Annotated in this window: 16 protein-coding genes; 1 reads left to right on the forward strand and 15 read right to left on the reverse strand. The window is 70.1% G+C overall.

From position 1 onward, the window contains the following. Nucleotides 1-58: 58 nt before the first annotated feature. The 14 genes from hflX to ABID77_RS10880 form a co-directional block, all read right to left on the reverse strand. Nucleotides 59-1228, reverse strand: coding sequence for a GTPase HflX (gene hflX / locus ABID77_RS10815; RefSeq protein ID WP_429595036.1), 1170 nt, complete (start codon nt 1226-1228; stop codon nt 59-61). A gap of 67 nt (nt 1229-1295) precedes the next feature. Beyond that, nucleotides 1296-1541: an RNA chaperone Hfq gene (gene hfq / locus ABID77_RS10820; RefSeq protein ID WP_429595039.1), complete on the reverse strand. Its 246-nt coding sequence runs from the start codon at nt 1539-1541 to the stop codon at nt 1296-1298. 217 nt (nt 1542-1758) lie between these two features. Then, nucleotides 1759-3102: a ribosome biogenesis GTPase Der gene (gene der, locus ABID77_RS10825; protein ID WP_429595042.1), complete on the reverse strand. Its 1344-nt coding sequence runs from the start codon at nt 3100-3102 to the stop codon at nt 1759-1761. Nucleotides 3103-3124: 22 nt separating this feature from the next. Further along, the gene (gene bamB / locus ABID77_RS10830) at nt 3125-4264 is read right to left on the reverse strand and encodes an outer membrane protein assembly factor BamB (RefSeq protein WP_429595045.1); all 1140 of its coding nucleotides are present in this window, start codon (nt 4262-4264) and stop codon (nt 3125-3127) included. Between the two features lie 8 nt (nt 4265-4272). Further along, complete coding sequence (locus tag ABID77_RS10835; protein ID WP_429595048.1) at nt 4273-4968, reverse strand: YfgM family protein; 696 nt, start codon at nt 4966-4968, stop codon at nt 4273-4275. A gap of 6 nt (nt 4969-4974) precedes the next feature. After that, complete coding sequence (gene hisS / locus ABID77_RS10840; protein WP_429595051.1) at nt 4975-6285, reverse strand: histidine--tRNA ligase; 1311 nt, start codon at nt 6283-6285, stop codon at nt 4975-4977. A gap of 101 nt (nt 6286-6386) precedes the next feature. After that, nucleotides 6387-7664, reverse strand: coding sequence for a flavodoxin-dependent (E)-4-hydroxy-3-methylbut-2-enyl-diphosphate synthase (gene ispG / locus ABID77_RS10845; RefSeq protein ID WP_429595054.1), 1278 nt, complete (start codon nt 7662-7664; stop codon nt 6387-6389). Continuing rightward, the gene (locus ABID77_RS10850) at nt 7661-8608 is read right to left on the reverse strand and encodes a helix-turn-helix domain-containing protein (protein ID WP_429595057.1); all 948 of its coding nucleotides are present in this window, start codon (nt 8606-8608) and stop codon (nt 7661-7663) included. Before ABID77_RS10850 ends, ispG begins: the two co-directional genes overlap by 4 nt. After that, a complete protein-coding gene (gene pilW / locus ABID77_RS10855; RefSeq protein ID WP_429595060.1) occupies nt 8601-9449 on the reverse strand; it encodes a type IV pilus biogenesis/stability protein PilW in 849 nt (282 codons plus the stop codon). The genes ABID77_RS10850 and pilW overlap by 8 nt, the downstream gene beginning before the upstream one ends. A 4-nt stretch (nt 9450-9453) precedes the next feature. After that, on the reverse strand, nt 9454-10608 hold the full coding sequence (rlmN, locus tag ABID77_RS10860; protein ID WP_429595063.1) for a 23S rRNA (adenine(2503)-C(2))-methyltransferase RlmN: 1155 nt from the start codon (nt 10606-10608) through the stop codon (nt 9454-9456). A gap of 23 nt (nt 10609-10631) precedes the next feature. Then, nucleotides 10632-11057 carry a nucleoside-diphosphate kinase gene (gene ndk / locus ABID77_RS10865; protein ID WP_429595066.1) on the reverse strand — a complete coding sequence of 142 codons (426 nt, stop codon included), beginning with the start codon at nt 11055-11057 and terminating at the stop codon, nt 10632-10634. 120 nt (nt 11058-11177) lie between these two features. Beyond that, entirely contained in the window at nt 11178-12857 is a 1680-nt protein-coding gene (locus tag ABID77_RS10870) for a pseudouridine synthase (RefSeq protein WP_429595069.1), read from the reverse strand. Next, entirely contained in the window at nt 12854-13579 is a 726-nt protein-coding gene (gene scpB, locus ABID77_RS10875) for an SMC-Scp complex subunit ScpB (protein WP_429595072.1), read from the reverse strand. Before scpB ends, ABID77_RS10870 begins: the two co-directional genes overlap by 4 nt. A 134-nt stretch (nt 13580-13713) precedes the next feature. Further along, nucleotides 13714-14640, reverse strand: coding sequence for an RluA family pseudouridine synthase (locus ABID77_RS10880; RefSeq protein WP_429596114.1), 927 nt, complete (start codon nt 14638-14640; stop codon nt 13714-13716). Between the two features lie 121 nt (nt 14641-14761). On the opposite strand from ABID77_RS10880, the gene ABID77_RS10885 reads away from it, so the two are divergent. After that, nucleotides 14762-15571, forward strand: coding sequence for an outer membrane protein assembly factor BamD (locus ABID77_RS10885; protein WP_429595075.1), 810 nt, complete (start codon nt 14762-14764; stop codon nt 15569-15571). Between the two features lie 30 nt (nt 15572-15601). Here ABID77_RS10885 and ABID77_RS10890 read toward each other — a convergent pair whose 3' ends face one another. Then, nucleotides 15602-17638, reverse strand: coding sequence for an ATP-dependent DNA helicase (locus ABID77_RS10890; RefSeq protein WP_429596117.1), 2037 nt, complete (start codon nt 17636-17638; stop codon nt 15602-15604). Nucleotides 17639-17794: the final 156 nt, after the last annotated feature.

The following is a 17794-nucleotide window of genomic DNA, read 5'->3' on the forward strand; positions in this document are numbered from 1 at the left end:
ATACTGGCTTTGCATTCATTCGATTCGCTTCTCTCGTCGGTGAGGAGATTGTGCCCAATCAGTCGGGCGCGGCATGCAATGGGGCGTCCGGGTCTAAGGACATGTCCTCGGTCACCGAGCCGGAGCGACGCGCCAACTCGGCGCGCAGGGCCGGCAGCCCTTCTCCGGAACGGGCGCTGACGAAGAGACGCGGCGTGCGCACGCCGTCGATCTCCATCTCGTCGCCCATGCGCACCGGTCGCTGGGCTTCGTCGAGCGCGTCGAGCTTGTTGAACACCAGCAGCTGCGGCACGTCGCCCGCGCCGATCTCGCCCAGCACACGCTGGACTTCGGCCAGCTGCTCGGGGTGATGCGGGTTGGCGGCGTCCACCACGTGCAGCAGCAGATCGGCGTCGACCGCTTCCTGCAACGTCGCCTTGAAGGCGTCGACCAGTCCGTGCGGCAGATCGCGGATGAAGCCGACCGTGTCGGAGATCGACACCTGCCGGCGCGCGTCGCCCAGGTAGAGATGACGCGTGGTGGTGTCGAGCGTGGCGAAGAGCTGATCGGCCGCATAGGCTCGTGCCTTCACCATCGCATTGAAGATCGACGACTTGCCCGCGTTGGTGTAGCCGACCAGCGAGATGTTGAAGGTCTCGCGCCGCTCCCGCTGGCGCCGCTGCGTGCCGCGTTGCTTCTGCACCTTGGCCAAGCGCTCGCGGGTGCGCTTGATCGACTCGGAGATCATCCGGCGGTCGAGCTCGATCTGCTTCTCGCCGGGACCGCCGCGCACGCCCGCGCCGCCGGTCTGGCGCTCCAGGTGCGACCAGCGCCGCACCAGGCGCGTGCTCAGGTACTGGAGCCGTGCCAGCTCGACCTGCAGCTTGCCCTCGTGCGAGCGTGCGCGCTGCGCGAAGATCTCCAGGATCAGGAAGGTGCGGTCGTAGACGGCGACGTTGAGCAGGCGCTCGAGGTTGCGCTGCTGGGCCGGGCTGAGCGACTGGTCGAAGATGACCTCGCTGGCACGATGCATCTCGGCGAGTTCCCGGATCTCGTCGGCCTTGCCGCTGCCCACGAAGAGCGCCGCGTCGGGCGCCTTGCGACGACAGACCATCCGGTCGACCGGGATCAATCCTGCCGTCTGGGCGAGCAGGCCGAGCTCTTCAAGTTCGTTGTCGAAATGAGGCAGTCCGAAATCGACGCCGACGAGGATGACGGCGCCGTCTTGGCGAGTTATGACTTCAGACAAGCGGTATCAGGCATTGCAAAGGAATTGGGGAGCGCAACGGGCGCGGCCCATTGCGCCTCGGAAACGCTCAGGTCGCAGCGTCTTCGTTCTCGGCCGCCGAGAAATTCACCGCGCGTCCGGGGACGATGGTGGAAATGGCGTGCTTGTAGACCATCTGCGTCACGGTGTTGCGCAATAGCACGACGTATTGATCGAAGGACTCGATCTGACCCTGGAGCTTGATGCCGTTGACCAGGTAGATGGAAACCGGCACATGCTCCCGACGCAGTGTGTTCAGGAACGGGTCTTGCAAAAGTTGCCCTTTGTTGCTCACGATATTCTCCGTGTTCCAGGAAGAGTTGTTGGAAGAAGGACCTTAACACAGCGATTCCGCACCGCAGCCCGCGAGGCCGAAAGCCTTTTCAAAATAAAGGCACTCGCCCAGAGGAACTCGGAAGCCCGATCCGACATCGCGCCGAATCGGCAGGGCGAATTCCCAATACTTCGCGACCAATTGAACGGCCGCAGCTGCCTATTGCACGTGACAGCCGCTAATCCTTTTCCTTGTCAGCATAAGGATTGTGCGAGGTCTTGAATTCGATCCGCATGGGCGTGCCGACCAGATCGAATTCCTTTCGGAAGCGTCCTTCCAGAAAGCGCTTGTAGGCGTCGGTGACGTGCTCGAGCGAATTGCCGTGGATGACGATGACCGGCGGATTCATCCCGCCTTGGTGCGCGTAGCGCAGCTTCGGCCTGAACATGCCCGAGCGCTGCGGCGATTGGAACTGCACCGCTTCGAGCAGGAGCCGCGTGAGCACCGGCGTCGACATCTTGCGCGTGGCCGACTTGTGCGCCTGCGCGATCGCCTGCCACACCGGCCCGAGGCCCTGGCGTCGGATGGCCGAGATGAAGTGCAGCGCGGCGAACTTCAGGAACGGCAGCCGCGTCTCGATCTGGCGGTGCAGCTGCTCGCGTTGGTAGCTGTCGACCGCGTCCCACTTGTTGATCGCGATGACCACCGCCCGGCCGGACTCCAGGATGTAGCCGGCGATGTGCGCGTCCTGGTCGGTCACGCCCTGGGTCGCGTCCAGCAGCAGCAGCACGACGTTGGCCGACTCGATCGCCTGCAGCGTCTTGACCACCGAGAACTTCTCGATGGCCTCGAAGACCTTGCCCTTGCGGCGCAGGCCCGCGGTGTCGATGAGCTCGAAGCGCTGGCCGTTGCGCTCGAAGGGCACCGTGATCGCGTCGCGCGTGGTACCGGGCATGTCGAAGGCGACCAGGCGTTCCTCGCCCAGCCAGGTGTTGATCAGGGTGGACTTGCCCACGTTGGGCCGGCCGGCGACGGCCAGCTTGATCGGCTTGGCTTCGCCGTCGTCCTCGTCGTCGTCCGGTTCGGGCAGTTGGAGCGGCTCCAGGGCCAGGTCGACCAGGTCGCGGATGCCCTGCCCGTGCGCCGCCGAGACGCCGTGCACGTCGCCCAGGCCGAGTTCGTAGAAGTCGACCAGCCGGGTGCCGTCCTGCATGCCCTCGGCCTTGTTGGCCACCAACACGCACGGCTTGCCCAGCCGGCGCAGTTCGTTGGCGATGTCGTGGTCCTGCGCCGAGATCCCTTCGCGCGCGTCGACGACGAACACCACCACGTCGGCCTCGGCCACGGCCTGGCGCGTCTGCTTGGCCATCTCCTTGAAGATGCCGCTGCCCGCGTCGGGCTCGAAGCCGCCGGTGTCGATCACGATGAACTCGCGCCGGCCCTGGCGGCCGTTGCCGTAGTGGCGGTCGCGGGTGAGTCCCGCGAAGTCGGCGACGATGGCGTCGCGGCTCTGCGTGAGACGGTTGAACAGGGTCGACTTGCCGACGTTGGGGCGCCCGACCAGGGCGATGACGGGCTTCATGGCCGGGCCTTCACGTGAATGTTCATTCGGGGCGGTAGCCGAACACACCGCCATTGCGGGTGACGATCACGACCGTGTTGCCGGCGAGCACGGGGGCGGCCGCGACGGGCGAGCCGTCCGGCGTCAGGCGGTTGAGCGCCGAGCCGTCCTCGCGCGAGACGAAGTGCACGAGGCCCTTGTCGTCGCCGATGACCAGCGAGCGTCCGACCGCCAGCGGTGCGGTCAGTTCGCGGTACTTGAGGCGCTCGGAAGCCCAGGCGCGCTCGCCGTCGGAGCGGCGCCAGGCGACGACGTCGCCGTTGGATTCGGTGCCGTAGACGAAATTCTCGTCGCCGCTCAGACCTTCGGCGCCCGTGGCAGGCCGGCTCCAGAGCAGCACGCCGCGCGCCGTGTCGACGCAGCCGACGTTGGCGTAGTAGGCGCGCGCGCAGACGGTGTCGCCCGTGCGGCTGACCGAACCGGTCAGGTCGACCAGGCGCTCGACGTCGTTGGTGCCGCGCGGCGCCGCGATCGGCGACTCCCAGCGCGAGGCGCCGTTGGCCGGGCTCAGGCCGACCAGCCGGCCGCCGATGCCAGCCACCAGCGTGTCGCCCACGGCCAGGAAGACGCCGGGCTTGCGCAGCACCAGGGTCTCCGCCGTGCGCGGCTGCGCCCACAGGCGGCGGCCGCTCTCGCCGTCCCAGGCGCTGACGGTGCGGTCGGCGGTCTGCACGAAGACACGCCGGCCGGCCACGAGCGGCGCTGTGTAGCCGCGCGCGGTGAGCTTCTGCTTCCAGAGCACCTTGCCGTCGCGCAGGGCGACGAGTTCGTTGGCCTCGGTGACCACGGCGGCCATCGTGCCGTCGCTGCCGACACCGGCGCTCAACGGCGCGCCGATGCTCGCGCGCCAGCTCTCCTGGCCGGAGCGCGAATCGATCGCCACCACGACGCCGTTGGCGCCGGCCACCGTCACGGTGTCGCCGCTGACGCTGGTCTGCAGCGGATAGGTGACGGCGGGGATGCGCAGGCTCCAGGCCTGGCGCACGCCTAGCAGCGCCGGGTTGGCCGGCAGTTCGGCCGGCTTGGGCTTGCCCGTGCCGGAGCAGGCGGCCAGCGCGGCCAGCACGACCGCGGACAGGGCCAGGCGCAGCGCCGGCATTGCGAAACGGGAGATCTTCAGCATGGTTCGATTCACTGGGTGGTGGCGGCGCCCGGGGCTGCCGTGGGCGTGGCCGACGCCAGGCTCTTCGTGTCGACGCCGACCGCGTTGAGCTTGATCTCGACCAGGCGGCGGTACTCGACGCGCTTGTCGAAGCCGGACCACGCGTTCTGGTATTGCGCCTTCGCTTCGTCGCGCTTGCCCTGCGCCATGTAGATGTCGCCCTTGCGATCGGCCACCAGCGCCTCGAACTCCTTGGGCACCGGCACGGCGAGCTGCTTGAGCGCGTCGTCGTAGGCCTTGGCGTCGAGCAGTTCGGCGGCCAGGCGCAGCCGGGCGATGGCCTGGTAGCCCGGATCGATGGCGTTCTGGGCCACCCATTCGAGCGCGGCACGGGAGGCTTCGGGCTTGCCCTTCTCGCGCAGGGTCTTGGCCGCCAGCAGACCGGCCTGCTGGGCATAGGACGTGCGGGCGAACTTCTCCTTCATGTCGGAGAGCACGCGTTCGACGCGCTCGGCGTCGCCGGCCTGGGTGCCGCGTTCGACTTCGTCGTAGAGCGCCGAGGCCTGCGCGGCCTTGCTGCGCTGGTAGTACTGCCAGCCGTTCCACGCCATGAAGGCGCCGGCGACGAGCAGGACGAGCCAGGTGATCAGCGTGCCATAGGTGTTCCAGAAATGCTTGAGCTGGTCGAGCTGTTCCTGTTCTTCGAGATCGAGATGGGTGGCCATGCGCTGTCAGGAGTTGGGAGCCGGGGATTGTAGGGTGGTGGCCCAGATGAGGATTTCGGCCAGCGGCCGAGAAATCTGGGCGCCGCCGCCGTCGCGCAACGCCTTGACGGTGACCTCGCCGCGCGCGAGTTCATCGGCACCGAAGACCAGCGCATGGGCAGCGCCGCTGGCGTCGGCCTTCTTGAACTGCGACTTGAAGCTGCCCAGGCCGTCGGCCGTGGCGGCGTGCATCTGCACGCGCACGCCGGCCTCGCGCAGCTGCTGCAGGGTGCGCAGGACCACCGGCATCGACGCCGCGTCGGGCACCACGGCATAGGCGTCGGGCACCACCGGCGGCACGGCGGCACCCTGCTCCTTCACCAGTTCGAGCACCCGTTCGACGCCCATCGCCCAGCCGACCGCCGGCGCGCGCTTGCCACCGATCTGCGCGATCAGGTCGTCGTAGCGGCCGCCGGCGCAGACCGTGCCCTGGGCCCCGAGCCGGTCGGTGACGAACTCGAACACCGTCAGGTTGTAGTAGTCGAGGCCGCGCACCAGCCGCGGGTTGATGGTGTAGGCGATGCCGTTGGCATCCAGGATGGCCCGCAGGCCATCGAAGTGCGCGAGCGACTCGGCGCCCAGGAAGTCCAGCAGCTTGGGCGCCGCCTCGACCACGTCCTTCATGGCCGGATTCTTGGTGTCCAGGATGCGCAGCGGGTTGCTGTGCAGGCGACGCCTGGCGTCCTCGTCGAGCCGGTCGGCGTGCCGCTCGAAGTGGGTGATGAGCTGCGCGCGGTGGCGCGCGCGTTCTTCCGGCTGGCCCAGGCTGTTGAGTTCCAGGCGCACGTCGGTCAGGCCGATCGCCCGCCACAGCGCGCTCGCCAGCAGGATGAGTTCGGCATCCACGTCGGGACCGGCGAAGCCCAGGGCCTCGGCGCCGATCTGGTGGAACTGGCGATAACGGCCGCGCTGGGGCTTCTCGCGCCGGAACATCGGCCCGGTGTACCAGAGGCGCTTGGGGCCGTCGTAGAGCAGGTTGTGTTCGATCGCCGCGCGCACCAGCCCGGCGGTGTTCTCGGGCCGCATGGCCAGGTGCTCGGCCTGCCCGTGCTTGTCGGAGCGGTCCTCGAAGGCGTACATCTCCTTCTCGACGATGTCGGTCACCTCGCCGATGCCGCGCACGAACAGCGCGGTGTGCTCCAGGATCGGCGTGCGCACGTTGCGGTAGGCGTAGCGGCCCATCAGGTCGCGCACGATGGCTTCGAGCCATTCCCAGCGCGCCGACTCGGGCGGCAGGATGTCGTTCATGCCTTTGACGGCGGAGAGCTTGTCGGTCATTCGGAAAAAGGTGAAATTGCTGGGGACCCGCGCCGCGTCCGGAAACGCCGGAACTCCCCGCTCCGGACCGGCCCGCGACGGCGATTCGACAGGATGCGGCGTCAGCCGCCGAAACGCTTCTCGATGTAGGTCTCGACGAGCTGGTGGAACTCGCGCGCGATGTCGTCGCCGCGCAGGGTCAACGCCTTCTCGCCGTCGATGAAGACGGGCGCCGCCGGCGCCTCGCCGGTGCCGGGCAGGCTGATGCCGATGTCGGCGTGCTTGCTCTCGCCGGGACCGTTGACGATGCAGCCCATCACGGCGACCTTCAGGTTCTCGACGCCGGGATAGCGCTGGCGCCACACCGGCATCTGCTGACGCAGATAGTCGTCGATCTGCTTGGCCAGTTCCTGGAAAGTGGTGCTGGTGGTGCGTCCGCAGCCCGGGCAGGCCGTGACGCTGGGCACGAACACGCGCAGGCCGAGCGCCTGCAGGATCTCGTTGGCGATCAGCACCTCCTGGGTACGGGCCTCGCCGGGCTGCGGCGTGAGCGAGACGCGGATGGTGTCGCCGATGCCCTCCTGCAGCAGGATCGACAGCGCGGTGGCCGAGGCCACGGTGCCCTTGGTCGCCATGCCGGCCTCGGTCAGGCCCAGGTGCAGCGCGTAGTCGCAACGCCGGGCGAGTTCGCGATAGACCGAGATCAGGTCCTGCACGCCGCTGACCTTGCAGCTCAGGATGATCTGGTCGCCACGCATGCCCATCGATTCGGCCAGGCGCGCCGAATCGATGGCCGAATTGATGAGCGCCTGGTACATCACCGACTTCGCGTCCCAGGGCCGGGCGCGCCGGCTGTTGACGTCCATCAGATGCGCCAGCAGCTCCTGGTCGAGGCTGCCCCAGTTGACGCCGATGCGCACGACCTTGTCCCAGCGCATCGCGGCCTCGATCATCTGGCCGAACTGCTTGTCCTTCTTGTCGCCCTTGCCCACGTTGCCGGGATTGATGCGGTACTTGCTCAGGGCCTGCGCGCAGTCCGGATAGTCGGTCAGCAGGCGGTGGCCGTTGTAGTGGAAGTCGCCGATCAGCGGCACGTCGACGCCCATGCGATCGAGCTGTTCGCGGATGTAGGGCACCTGCTGCGCGGCCTCGGGCGTGTTGACGGTGATGCGCACCATCTCCGAGCCGGCCAGGGCCAGTTCCTTGACCTGGATCGCGGTGCCGATGGCGTCGACCGTGTCGGTGTTGGTCATCGACTGCACCCGCACCGGCGCGTCGCCGCCCACGGTGACGATGCGCGGTCCCCAGACGACCCTCGCCTGCTGCGAACGGCGAGCCCGCGGCGCCGCGGGCTCGATCGGGAATTCGTCGAAGTTCACGGCATTCACGGAGTCGTTCATGGCTTGATCTCGAAACGGGCCACGCCGCCGGAACCGGTCAGGGGGCCGAGGTCGAAGGGCTGGCCGCGCACCGACACGTCGACGCTGGCCGCGCGGCCCACCACGACCGACATCGGCAGCCGGCCCGACAGACCCACGGTCTCGCCGGCCTGCAGGCTGCGTCGCAGCAACTGGCGCCCGCCGGCCTCGGTCACGGTGATCCAGGACGGCGCACGGGCCACGAACACCAGCACGTCGGTCGAGGCGACCACGGACCCGGCCGCCGCGCCGCTGGCCGCCGAGGCCGCCGGCGCCGGCACGACCGCCGGCGCGGAAGCGGCGACGTTCGACGGTGTCGACGGCAGCACCGCCCCGGTCGTCACCGATTCGGTGACCATGCCGGGCCGGGTCGTCGCGGTCGACGATTCGCCCGCCGCGGGCTGGTCGGTGGCGACGGCGGTCGACGGGGTGCCGCCCGGCAGGGCCGCGCTCAGGCGACCGAAGGCGCCCGGAGGCAGCAGCCACAGCAGCAGCACCCCGATGAGCAGGAGCGCCACCACGGCGAGCAGGGCGCGCGAAGGCCGCCCGCCCGGCGCCACGCCGCGCGAGCGCGGCGCGCCCGACCGGAAACTGCTGCTGATGGTCTGGTCGGCATCGGCCAGTCCGGGCTTGAGGGCGCCCGGCAACTTGGCCAGCACCGGCGCGGGATCGACGCGCAAGGCCCGGCAGACGCTGGCGGCCAGCGCGCGCGCGAACACCGGATCGGGCAATGCGCCGATGTCGTCGTTCTCCAGGGCCTGCAGCTTCTGCGTCGGCACCTTCAGCGCGGCGGCCACGACGTCGATGTGCAGGTTGTGGGCCTCGCGGGCCTCGCGCAGCAGGGTGCCGGCACTCCGGTCGGCACCGCCGACCGGCATCGTTGGGGCGGCCGGCGCATGGCCGGTTTCGCTTGCCCGTTCAATCATCGAAACTCCCACGTTCAAGGGCCATGGCTTCCCGGGACTCGGGGAAGCGACGCCGCAATTGCATTCCGAGCTGCGCCAGGGCTTCGCGATTCTGGAGCGCGCGCTCGATCTTGATCCCCAGCCACAGCGTCTCGGCATTGGCCGAGGGACCGTTGTTGACGCGCCGGACGTAGAACTGGGCGCGCTGGAGTTCGCCCCGCTCCCGCATCAGCAGCGCGAGGTTGAAGCCGACGACCGGATTGCCGGGGTCGAGCTCGTAGGCCTGCAGCAGGCTGCGCTCGGCGCCGGCGCGTTCGCCGGCCTTGACCTGGCACAGGCCCTGGGTCATGAGCGTCTTGGCCCGGTCGGCATAGCCGGGCACCGCCAGCGCCTGCGTGAACTGCGCGCTCGCGTCGCCGTAGCGGCCCTGCTGGCACAGCAGCCAGCCGTAGTTGTGCAGCGTGTTGGGCTCGCGCGGATTCAGGGCGATGGCGCGGCGGAAGCTGTCCTCGGCCAGGCCGGGATCGTCCAGCCGCATGTAGATCAGGCCACGCAGGTTGTAGGCGTCGGCGAAGTTCGGATCGATGGCGATCGACTGCTTGGCCTCGTCGAGCGCGACGGTGGTCTGTCCGGCCTGGAAGTAGCCCACGGCCAGTTCGAGCCGCAGCCGCGCGCGGCGGCGCTCGTTGGGCTCGTCGGACGTGGTGACGATGTCGGCCCCGTTGGCCGCGCCGTTCGGCAGCACCCGGGACGACCGGGTGGACGTGCAGCCTGCGAGCACCGCGACGGCACCCGCGACCACGAGCAGGTGCGTCAGGCGGCGCAGCGAAAGCGGGGAATCCGGACGGACGAAGCGACGCATCGATTCAGCGTTCCGCCGGCACGACGGCAGCGGCGGCCGCCTCGGCGCGCACCGGCTGCAGCATGACGGTGCGACGCCCGGCCATGCGCTCGGCGGCGCGGGTGCGGTCCTTGACGTCGCCGGCGAGCTGGCCGCAGGCGGCGTCGATGTCGTCGCCGCGCGTCTTGCGCACGGTGGTCACCAAGCCGGCCTCGCCGAGGATCTTCGCGAAGGCCACGACCCGCGCCTGCGGCGAGCGCAGCAGGCCGGAGGCCGGAAAGGGATTGAAGGGAATCAGGTTGAACTTGCACGACACGCCGTGCGTGCGCACCAGTGCGACCAGTTGCGCCGCATGCTCGGGCGTGTCGTTGACGCCGTCGAGCATGCAGTATTCGAAGGTGATGAAGTCGCGCGGCGCGTGCGCGAGGTAGCGCTTGCAGGCCTCGAGCAGCTCGGCGATCGGGTACTTGCGGTTGAGCGGCACCAGGTCGTCGCGCAGGGCATCGTTGGGCGCGTGCAGCGAGACGGCCAATGCCACCGGGCAGTCGCCGCCCAGGCGGTCGATCATCGGCACCACGCCCGACGTGGACACCGTCACGCGCCGGCGCGAGAGGCCGTAGCCGTTGTCGTCGAGCATCGTGCGCAGGGCCGGCACAAGCGCCGCGTAGTTCTGCAGCGGCTCGCCCATGCCCATCATCACGACGTTGGAGATGACGCGCTCGTCGCGCTGGAGGTGACGGCGCAGGAAATGCTCGGCGAACCAGAGTTGCGCGGTGATCTCGCCGGTGGTCAGGTTGCGGCTGAAGCCCTGGTGGCCGGTGGAGCAGAAGCGGCAGCCCACCGCGCAACCGGCCTGGGACGACACGCACAGCGTGCCGCGATCGTCCTCGGGGATGAACACCGCCTCGACGGCATCGCCGCCGCCGACGTCGAACAGCCACTTGATGGTGCCGTCCTTGGATTCGTGCTGCGCGGACACGGGCAGCGCCTCGATCCGCGCGGTCGTCGCCAGCTTCTCGCGCAGCGACTTCGCCAGATCGGTCATCTGCGTGAAGTCGCTCGCGCCGCGCTGGTGGATCCAGCGGAAGAGCTGGGTGGCGCGGAAGCGCTTCTCGCCCAGCCGTTCGCAGAACGCGGCCAATCCCTCCAGGTCGAACTCGAGCAGATTGGTGGTCGTCATGGCGTCGGGCCGGGCAAGCGGGCTCAGCGTGCGTAGACGCTCAGGCCGGCGAAGAAGAAGGCGATCTCGTTGGCGGCCGTCTCGGCGGCGTCGGAGCCGTGCACGGCGTTGGCGTCGATGCTGTCGGCGAAGTCGGCGCGGATGGTGCCGGCGTCGGCCTTCTTGGGATCGGTGGCGCCCATCAGTTCGCGGTTCTTGGCGATGGCGCCTTCGCCTTCGAGCACCTGCACGAACACCGGGCCGGAGATCATGAATTCGACCAGGTCCTTGAAGAAGGGACGGGCCTTGTGCACGCCGTAGAACTGCTCGGCTTCGGCACGCGAGAGCTGGACCAGCTTGGCGGCGGCGATCTTGAGGCCGGCGGCTTCGAAGCGGGCGACGATCTGGCCGATGGCGTTCTTGGCGACGGCGTCGGGCTTGATGATGGAGAGGGTGCGTTCGATGGCCATGGAAATGCTTTCTGAGCAGTTGATTTTTCGAGAGATTCCGCCGCACCGCCCGCACGGAGCGGGCGCTGCGGCAAAGCCCGTGATTTTAGACCGGCGCGGCCGTCCGGCCCGCGCGGGGGTCTAGCGGCCGCGCCGCTTGCCGCCGCCGGGACCGCCGAAGCCGCCACCGGATCCGCCGCCACGGCGTGGCGGTCCCTGGCGCTGCTCCTTGCGCTGTCGCGAGAAGCTGTCGGCGCCGATGTAGCCGACCGAGGTCTTCATCGGGTCGGGCTGGCCGGCACCGCCGGGCGCCGGAGGGCCATCGCCGCGTCGGGCACCGCGCTGGCCGCCACCGACGTTGCCCGGACCGCCCGCGCCGGGACCCTTTCCATAGCCCGTGAAGCCGCCCACCCCGCCGCCGCCACGGCGACCCTGCGGCGGTCCGCCCGCGTTGCCGGCGGCCTTGCGGTTGTCGTTGCCGCGCCGGGGGCCGCGTCCGTTGCGCCCGCCGGCACCGGCGTCGGCGTTCGGCCCGCGCGGTCCGGCACCGGACCGGGGCACGTTGCGTTCGGCGCGTTCGCCGCCGCCGGCGGCCTGGAACAGCGAGCGGATGTCCCGGTCGTCGAGTTCCATCCACGCGCCGCGCTTGAGACCGCGCGGCAGCAGCATGGCGCCGTAGCGGATGCGGATGAGGCGGCTGACCGCGTGGCCGACCGACTCGAACAGCCGGCGCACCTCGCGGTTGCGGCCCTCGGAGATGGTCACGCGATACCAGTGGTTCGAGCCCTCGCCCCCGCCCTCCTCGATGGTGCCGAACTGGGCCATGCCGTCGTCCAGGCGCACGCCCTCGAGCAGCTTCTTCTTCTCCTCGGCATTGATGGCACCGAGCACGCGCACGGCGTACTCGCGCTCCAGACCGAAGCGCGGGTGCATCAGCTGGTTGGCCAGATCGCCGGAGCTGGTGAACAGCAGCAGGCCCTCGGTGTTCAGGTCGAGGCGACCGACCGACTGCCACTTGCCCTGGTGCAGGCGCGGCAGCTTGCGGAACACGGTCGGGCGGTTCTGCGGATCGTCGTGCGAGACCACCTCGCCGACCGGCTTGTGATAGGCGATGACGCGCGCCGGCGGCGGGTCGATGCGGTAGCGGATCGGCTTGCCGTTGACCTTGATCTGGTCGCCGAACTGGATGCGCTGGCCGACGTGGGCCGGCTCGCCGTTGACCGAGATGCGGCCCTGCACGATGAGCGCCTCCATCTCCAGTCGGGAACCGAGTCCGGCCTGCGCGAGCACCTTGTGCAGTTTGGGCGAATCGGCCTCGGGCAGCAGCACGCGCTTGAGCGGCGGCACCTCGGGGCTCTCCTCGTCGGCGTCGAACTGGCCGGAGATGACGTCGGAAAAGCGGATCGGCTGCGGTGGCGGGGCGTTGCGCAGGGCGCGGTCGAGGGCGCGACGCTCGCGGTCGAGGTCGTCCTCCTCGTCGTCGGGCTCTTCCTCGTCCTCGTCGTCGGAGGCGTTTTCGGCTTCGTCGGGTTTGACCGGGGCCGTGGTCCGCACGGGAACCGGCGCGGGAGCGGCCGACGGCGCCACGGCGACGGCGGACGCGGCGGAGGCTGCAGCCACGGTGTCGTCCGACGACGACGGGGGCAGCGTCGCTTCGGCCGGTTCGGCCTCCGGTGGCGCCGCGACGGGCTTGTGCCGGCGCGGACGCTTCTTCGGCTCGCCGCCGGCGGCCTCGGTCGGCACGGGGGACGCCGGTGCCGGCGTGACGGTGGGATCTTCGGCGGCGGGTGCGCCGGTGTCTTCGGGGACCGAGGAACTCATGGGGTGTTTCTTCCGGATGCCGGGTTCGGCTGGATGGATGTCCCGTCGCCGGCGGATGCGGCACGGGGATCGGCGACGGCCGGCGCGGCGGCGGTCTCGGAGCCGGTCTGGAGCTCGGCTTGGATAGGAACCGGGACCGGGTCGGTGCCTTCGGGCGCCGGCACGGGCCGCAGGGCTTCGGCCAGACCCGGCAAGGCGGTCGCCTGCGGCGCCGGCGGCTCGATCAGGGGCAGCTGGTCGATCGAGGCCAGGCCCAGGTCGTCGAGGAACTGGCGCGTCGTCGCGTAGAGCGCGGGGCGGCCGACGGTCTCGCGATGGCCGATCACCTCGATCCAGTTGCGGTCCTCGAGCTGCTTGAGGATGAGCGAGTTGATCGTCACGCCGCGGATGTCTTCCATGTCGCCGCGCGTGACGGGCTGGCGGTAGGCGATGATGGCCAGCGTCTCGAGGACGGCGCGGGTGTAGCGCGGGGGCTTCTCGGGATGCAGGCGGTCGAGGTGTTCGCGCATCTCCGGGCGGCTCTGGAAGCGCCAGCCGCTGGCCACGCTGGTGAGTTCGAGGCCGCGCTGCGCCCAGTCGTCCTGCAGTTCGACGAGCAGCGCCTTGATGGTGTCGGCGCCGAGTTCGTCGTCGAACAGCACGCGCAGTTCGCGCACCGGCAGGGGTTGCGTCGAACAGATCAGGGCGGTCTCGAGAATGCGCTTGGCATCCGCCGTATTCATGGTTCGCGTGGTCCAGGCGCCAGAGGCGCGCGTTCGGGTGGATCGAGAAGAGAGAGGGAAGCGAGAAGCGCGGCCGGCTCGTGGCGGGCGATTGCGCTGAGGCCGGCCGTGAGGGCCGGCGGGCCCGGGGGCCGTCAGGCGCGATTGTAGTCCAGACCCCAGGCCGCGAAGGCCTCGGCCAGGTCGGGGGGCGGCGGCGCCAGGAAAACCATCGGCTCCTGTGTCATCGGATGCACGAAGGCCAGGCGGAACGCATGCAGTCCCTGCCGGTACAGGCCCGCGGCCGGGGCACCGCCGTAGAGCGCGTCGCCCACCAGCGGATGCCCGATGGACGCCATGTGCACGCGGATCTGGTGCGTGCGGCCGGTCTCGAGCGTGCAGCGCACCGCGCAGCCGTCCGCATGGGCGTCGAGTCGCTCGATCAGCGTGCGCGCGGTCTTGCCGGGATGGCGCGCCAGGTCGACCACGGCCATGCGCAGCCGATTGCGCGGATCGCGCCCGATCGGGGCGTCGACCTGGCGCGCAGCGGCGCCCTGCCAGGGCCGGTGCGCCATCGCGACGTACTGGCGCTTGACCTCGCGCGCCGCGATCAGCGCCACCAGCGCGTCCATGGCGGCACGCGTGCGCGCCACCACCATCAGTCCGCTGGTGTCACGATCGAGCCGATGGACGATGCCGGCGCGCGGCAGGTCGGCGGCCTTCGGATCGAGCGCCAGCAGGCCGTTGAGCAAGGTGCCGCTCCAGTGGCCCGGCGCCGGATGCACGACCAGGCCGGCGGGCTTGTCGATGACGCGCAGGTGATCGTCCTCGTGCAGCACGCGGATCGGCATCGCCTCGGACTTGAAGGCGCGGCTCTGCGGGGTCGGACGCAGCTCGACGCTGCCCGTCTCGCCCGCGTGGACGCTGGCCGCGGCCTTGGTCGCGGGCCGACCACGCAACGTGACGCCGCCGGCCTCGATGAGCTGCTGCAGGTAGCTGCGTGAGAACTCGGGCACCAGCACGGCGAGCGCCCGGTCGAGCCGCACGCCGTGCTGCTCCGGGCCGACGACGAAGTGGCGCATCTCGGTCGGCTCGACCAGGTCGGCGCCCTCGTCGGCCTCGACCGGGATGGCGGTGCGGGTATCTTCGTCCGAGGGGGGGGTCGATATAATCGAGGGCTCTTGTTTCAAGGAAGCTTCATAGATGGTTCGTGCCAAATTATCGACGGCCTCCGGCTGGCTGGCGTTCATGGTGGCCGGCGCCCTGCTGGCGGGCTGCGGCACGGCCAAGGTCGACGAGACCGCCAAGTGGAGCCCCAACCGCATCTACAGCGAGGCCAAGGACGAGGCCGGCTCCGGCGCCTACGACAAGGCCATCCCGCTGTTCGAGAAGCTCGAGGGCCGCGCCGCCGGCACCCCGCTGGCCCAGCAGGCCCAGCTCGACAAGGCCTACGCCCAGTACAAGGCCGGCGAGCGCCCCGGCGCCGTCGCCACCCTGGAGCGCTTCATCAAGCTCCACCCGGCCAGCCCCGCCCTGGACTACGCGCTCTACTTGAAGGGCATCGTCAACTTCAACGACGACCTCGGCCTGTTCGCCTCGCTCACCCGCCAGGACCTCTCCGAGCGCGACCAGAAGGCCGCCAAGGAGTCCTTCCAGTCCTTCAAGGACCTCGTCACGCGCTTTCCCGACTCGCGCTACACGCCCGATGCGCGGCAGCGCATGAGCTACATCGTCAACTCGCTGGCGCAGTACGAGGTGCACGTCGCGCGCTACTACTACAACCGCGGCGCCTACCTCGCGGCGATCAACCGCTCGCAGCTCGCGCTGGCCGACTACCGCGAGGTGCCGGCACTTGAGGAAGCGCTCTACATCATGGTGCGGTCCTACGACGCGCTCGGGCTGAGCGACCTGCGCGACGACGCCAGGCGCGTGCTGACCACCAACTACCCGAAGAGCGAGTACCTCACGCGCGGCTTCCGCGCCAAGGACGACCCGTGGTGGAAGGTCTGGTGACACGCCAGTCCTGAGCCGGGAGACGGCGTTTCATCCGCCTTCTCCGGGCTCCGATCGCAGCGCGTCGATCGCGGCCTCGAATTCCATCTCGTCCTTGAGCCGCCGCATCGGCGGCAATGCCGCCAGCAGACGGCGCCCGTAGCCCATCGTGGCGAGCCGGGTGTCGCAGATCGCCAGCACTCCCGCATCGCTCTCGCGCCGGATGAGGCGCCCGGCCCCCTGCTTCAGGGCCACGGCCGCCTCGGGCAGCGAGTAATCCCCGAACGCGTTGCGGCCCTGCGCCTCCAGACGCTGCGACCGCGCCTCCACCAGGGGATCGTTGGGCGGCGGGAACGGCAGTTTGTCGATGACGACGAACTGCAAGGCATCGCCTGGCGCATCGAAACCCTCCCAGAACGACGCTGATGCGACCAGCACGCAGCCCGTGCGCATCTCGCCCCGCACATCCTCCCCCGCCCCATTCGCCGCGCCGGCCCCGGCGCGAAAGCGGTCCATCAGCACCCGCTTGGGCAGTTCGCCCTGGACCAGCACCTCGGGGCGTTCCTCGGCGGGCTCCAGTTCCAGCCGCCGGCGCAACGCGTCGGCGATCGTGCGCAGCGCGCGCAATGTGGTCGTGAGCACCAGCGTGCGCCCGCCGAGCGCGACCGCGCCCCGCGCCACCAGCCACGCGACGCGCTCGCCGTGCGACGGATCGTTCGGCTTCGGGAAGTCGCGCGGCACGTAGAGCGATGCCTGCCGCGCATAGTCGAACGGGCTCTGGACGCGCAGCACTTCGGCGTCGTCGAGGCCGCAGGGCTCGGTGAACCAGCGCAGCCGCGCATCGTCGCCCAGCGTCGCCGAGGTGAAGATCCAGCTCCGGCCCGTGCCGCCGGCATCCTCGGCGGCGTCGATCTGCCTGCCGAGCACGCGCGAGCGCATGGCCTCGGCGATGTCCAGCGGCGATTCCACCAGCCGCAGTTGCGAGCCCACGTCGACCCAACGCACCGAGCCCAGCGCGCAGGGGCGCGCGAACCGCGCCGCGCGCTCGGCCAGGCGGACCGCCCGCTCGTGCAGGCGCACGAAGTCCGGCGACAGCTCGCTCACCGTGTCCAGGCCCTCGGCCGCGGCCTCGAAGGCCTCCTGCATCAGCGCGAGCGCGTCGTTCCAGGCATCGCGCGCGATGCCTTCGGGTGCCGTGGTCTCGCCGTGATCGGTTGCCGGCGGCCTGCCATCGTCGCTTTCGATATCGCGTCCCGGCGGCGGCACGGCGCTGCTCCAACGCAGCCGCGAGCCGGGCCGCTGCGAGCCGGCGGCGAGCCGCAGCTCGCGCGCGCCGCGCTCCACCTCGGCGACCAGCCGCGTCCAGTCGACCAGTCCGCGCGCCTGCTGCAGGCCGGCGGCCAGCACGTCGCGCGCGAAATCGAGCGCCTGACCGGTTCCCAGCTGCAGGCCGAGGAACTGCACGCCGGTCTCGTTGAGCTGGTGCGCCTCGTCGAAGACCACCACGCGCACGCTCGGCAGCAGCTCGGCCATGCCGGACTCGCGCACCGCCAGGTCGGCGAAGAACAGGTGATGGTTGATGACCACCACGTCGGCCGCCAAGGCCTCGCGGCGCGCGAGGTTGACGTGGCAGGGTTTGAACTGCGGGCACTGCTGGCCCAGGCAGTTCTCGCGCGTGGAGGTGATCAGGGGGATGAGCGGCGAGCGCTCGTCGAGCCCGGGCAGTTCGGCCAGGTCGCCCGTGCGCGTGGCCTGGGCCCACTGCTCGATCTTGGCCAGCACCCGCACGCCGCCGCGCTCGGGCAGCGAGGCGTCGTGGCGCGCCAGATCGAGCCGGTGCAGGCAGAGATAGCTCGCGCGGCCCTTGAGCAGCGCGGTGCGCATCGGCAGACCCAGCGCCTCGACCAAGCGGGGCAGGTCGCGGCCGAAGAGCTGGTCCTGCAAGGTCTTGGTGGCGGTCGACAGCAGCACGCGCTCGCCGCTCAGGAGTGCCGGCACGAGGTACGAGAAGGTCTTGCCGACGCCGGTACCGGCCTCGACCACCAGCACCCCACCGGTCTCGATGGTGCGCGCCACGGCCAGCGCCATCCGGGTCTGGCCGTCGCGCTCACGGAATTGATCGGCCGCGCGCGACAGGACGCCACCGGGCTCGAAGGCCCGCAGCACCTGGGCGGACAGTGGATCGTCACCGGACTCGGCAGGATGTGGGAACGAAGGAAGCTGAATGTCCAAGGGGCGCGATGG

It is taken from the genome of Variovorax sp. PvP013 (genome assembly GCF_050435945.1).
In the GTDB taxonomy this organism is placed as follows: domain Bacteria; phylum Pseudomonadota; class Gammaproteobacteria; order Burkholderiales; family Burkholderiaceae_C; genus Variovorax.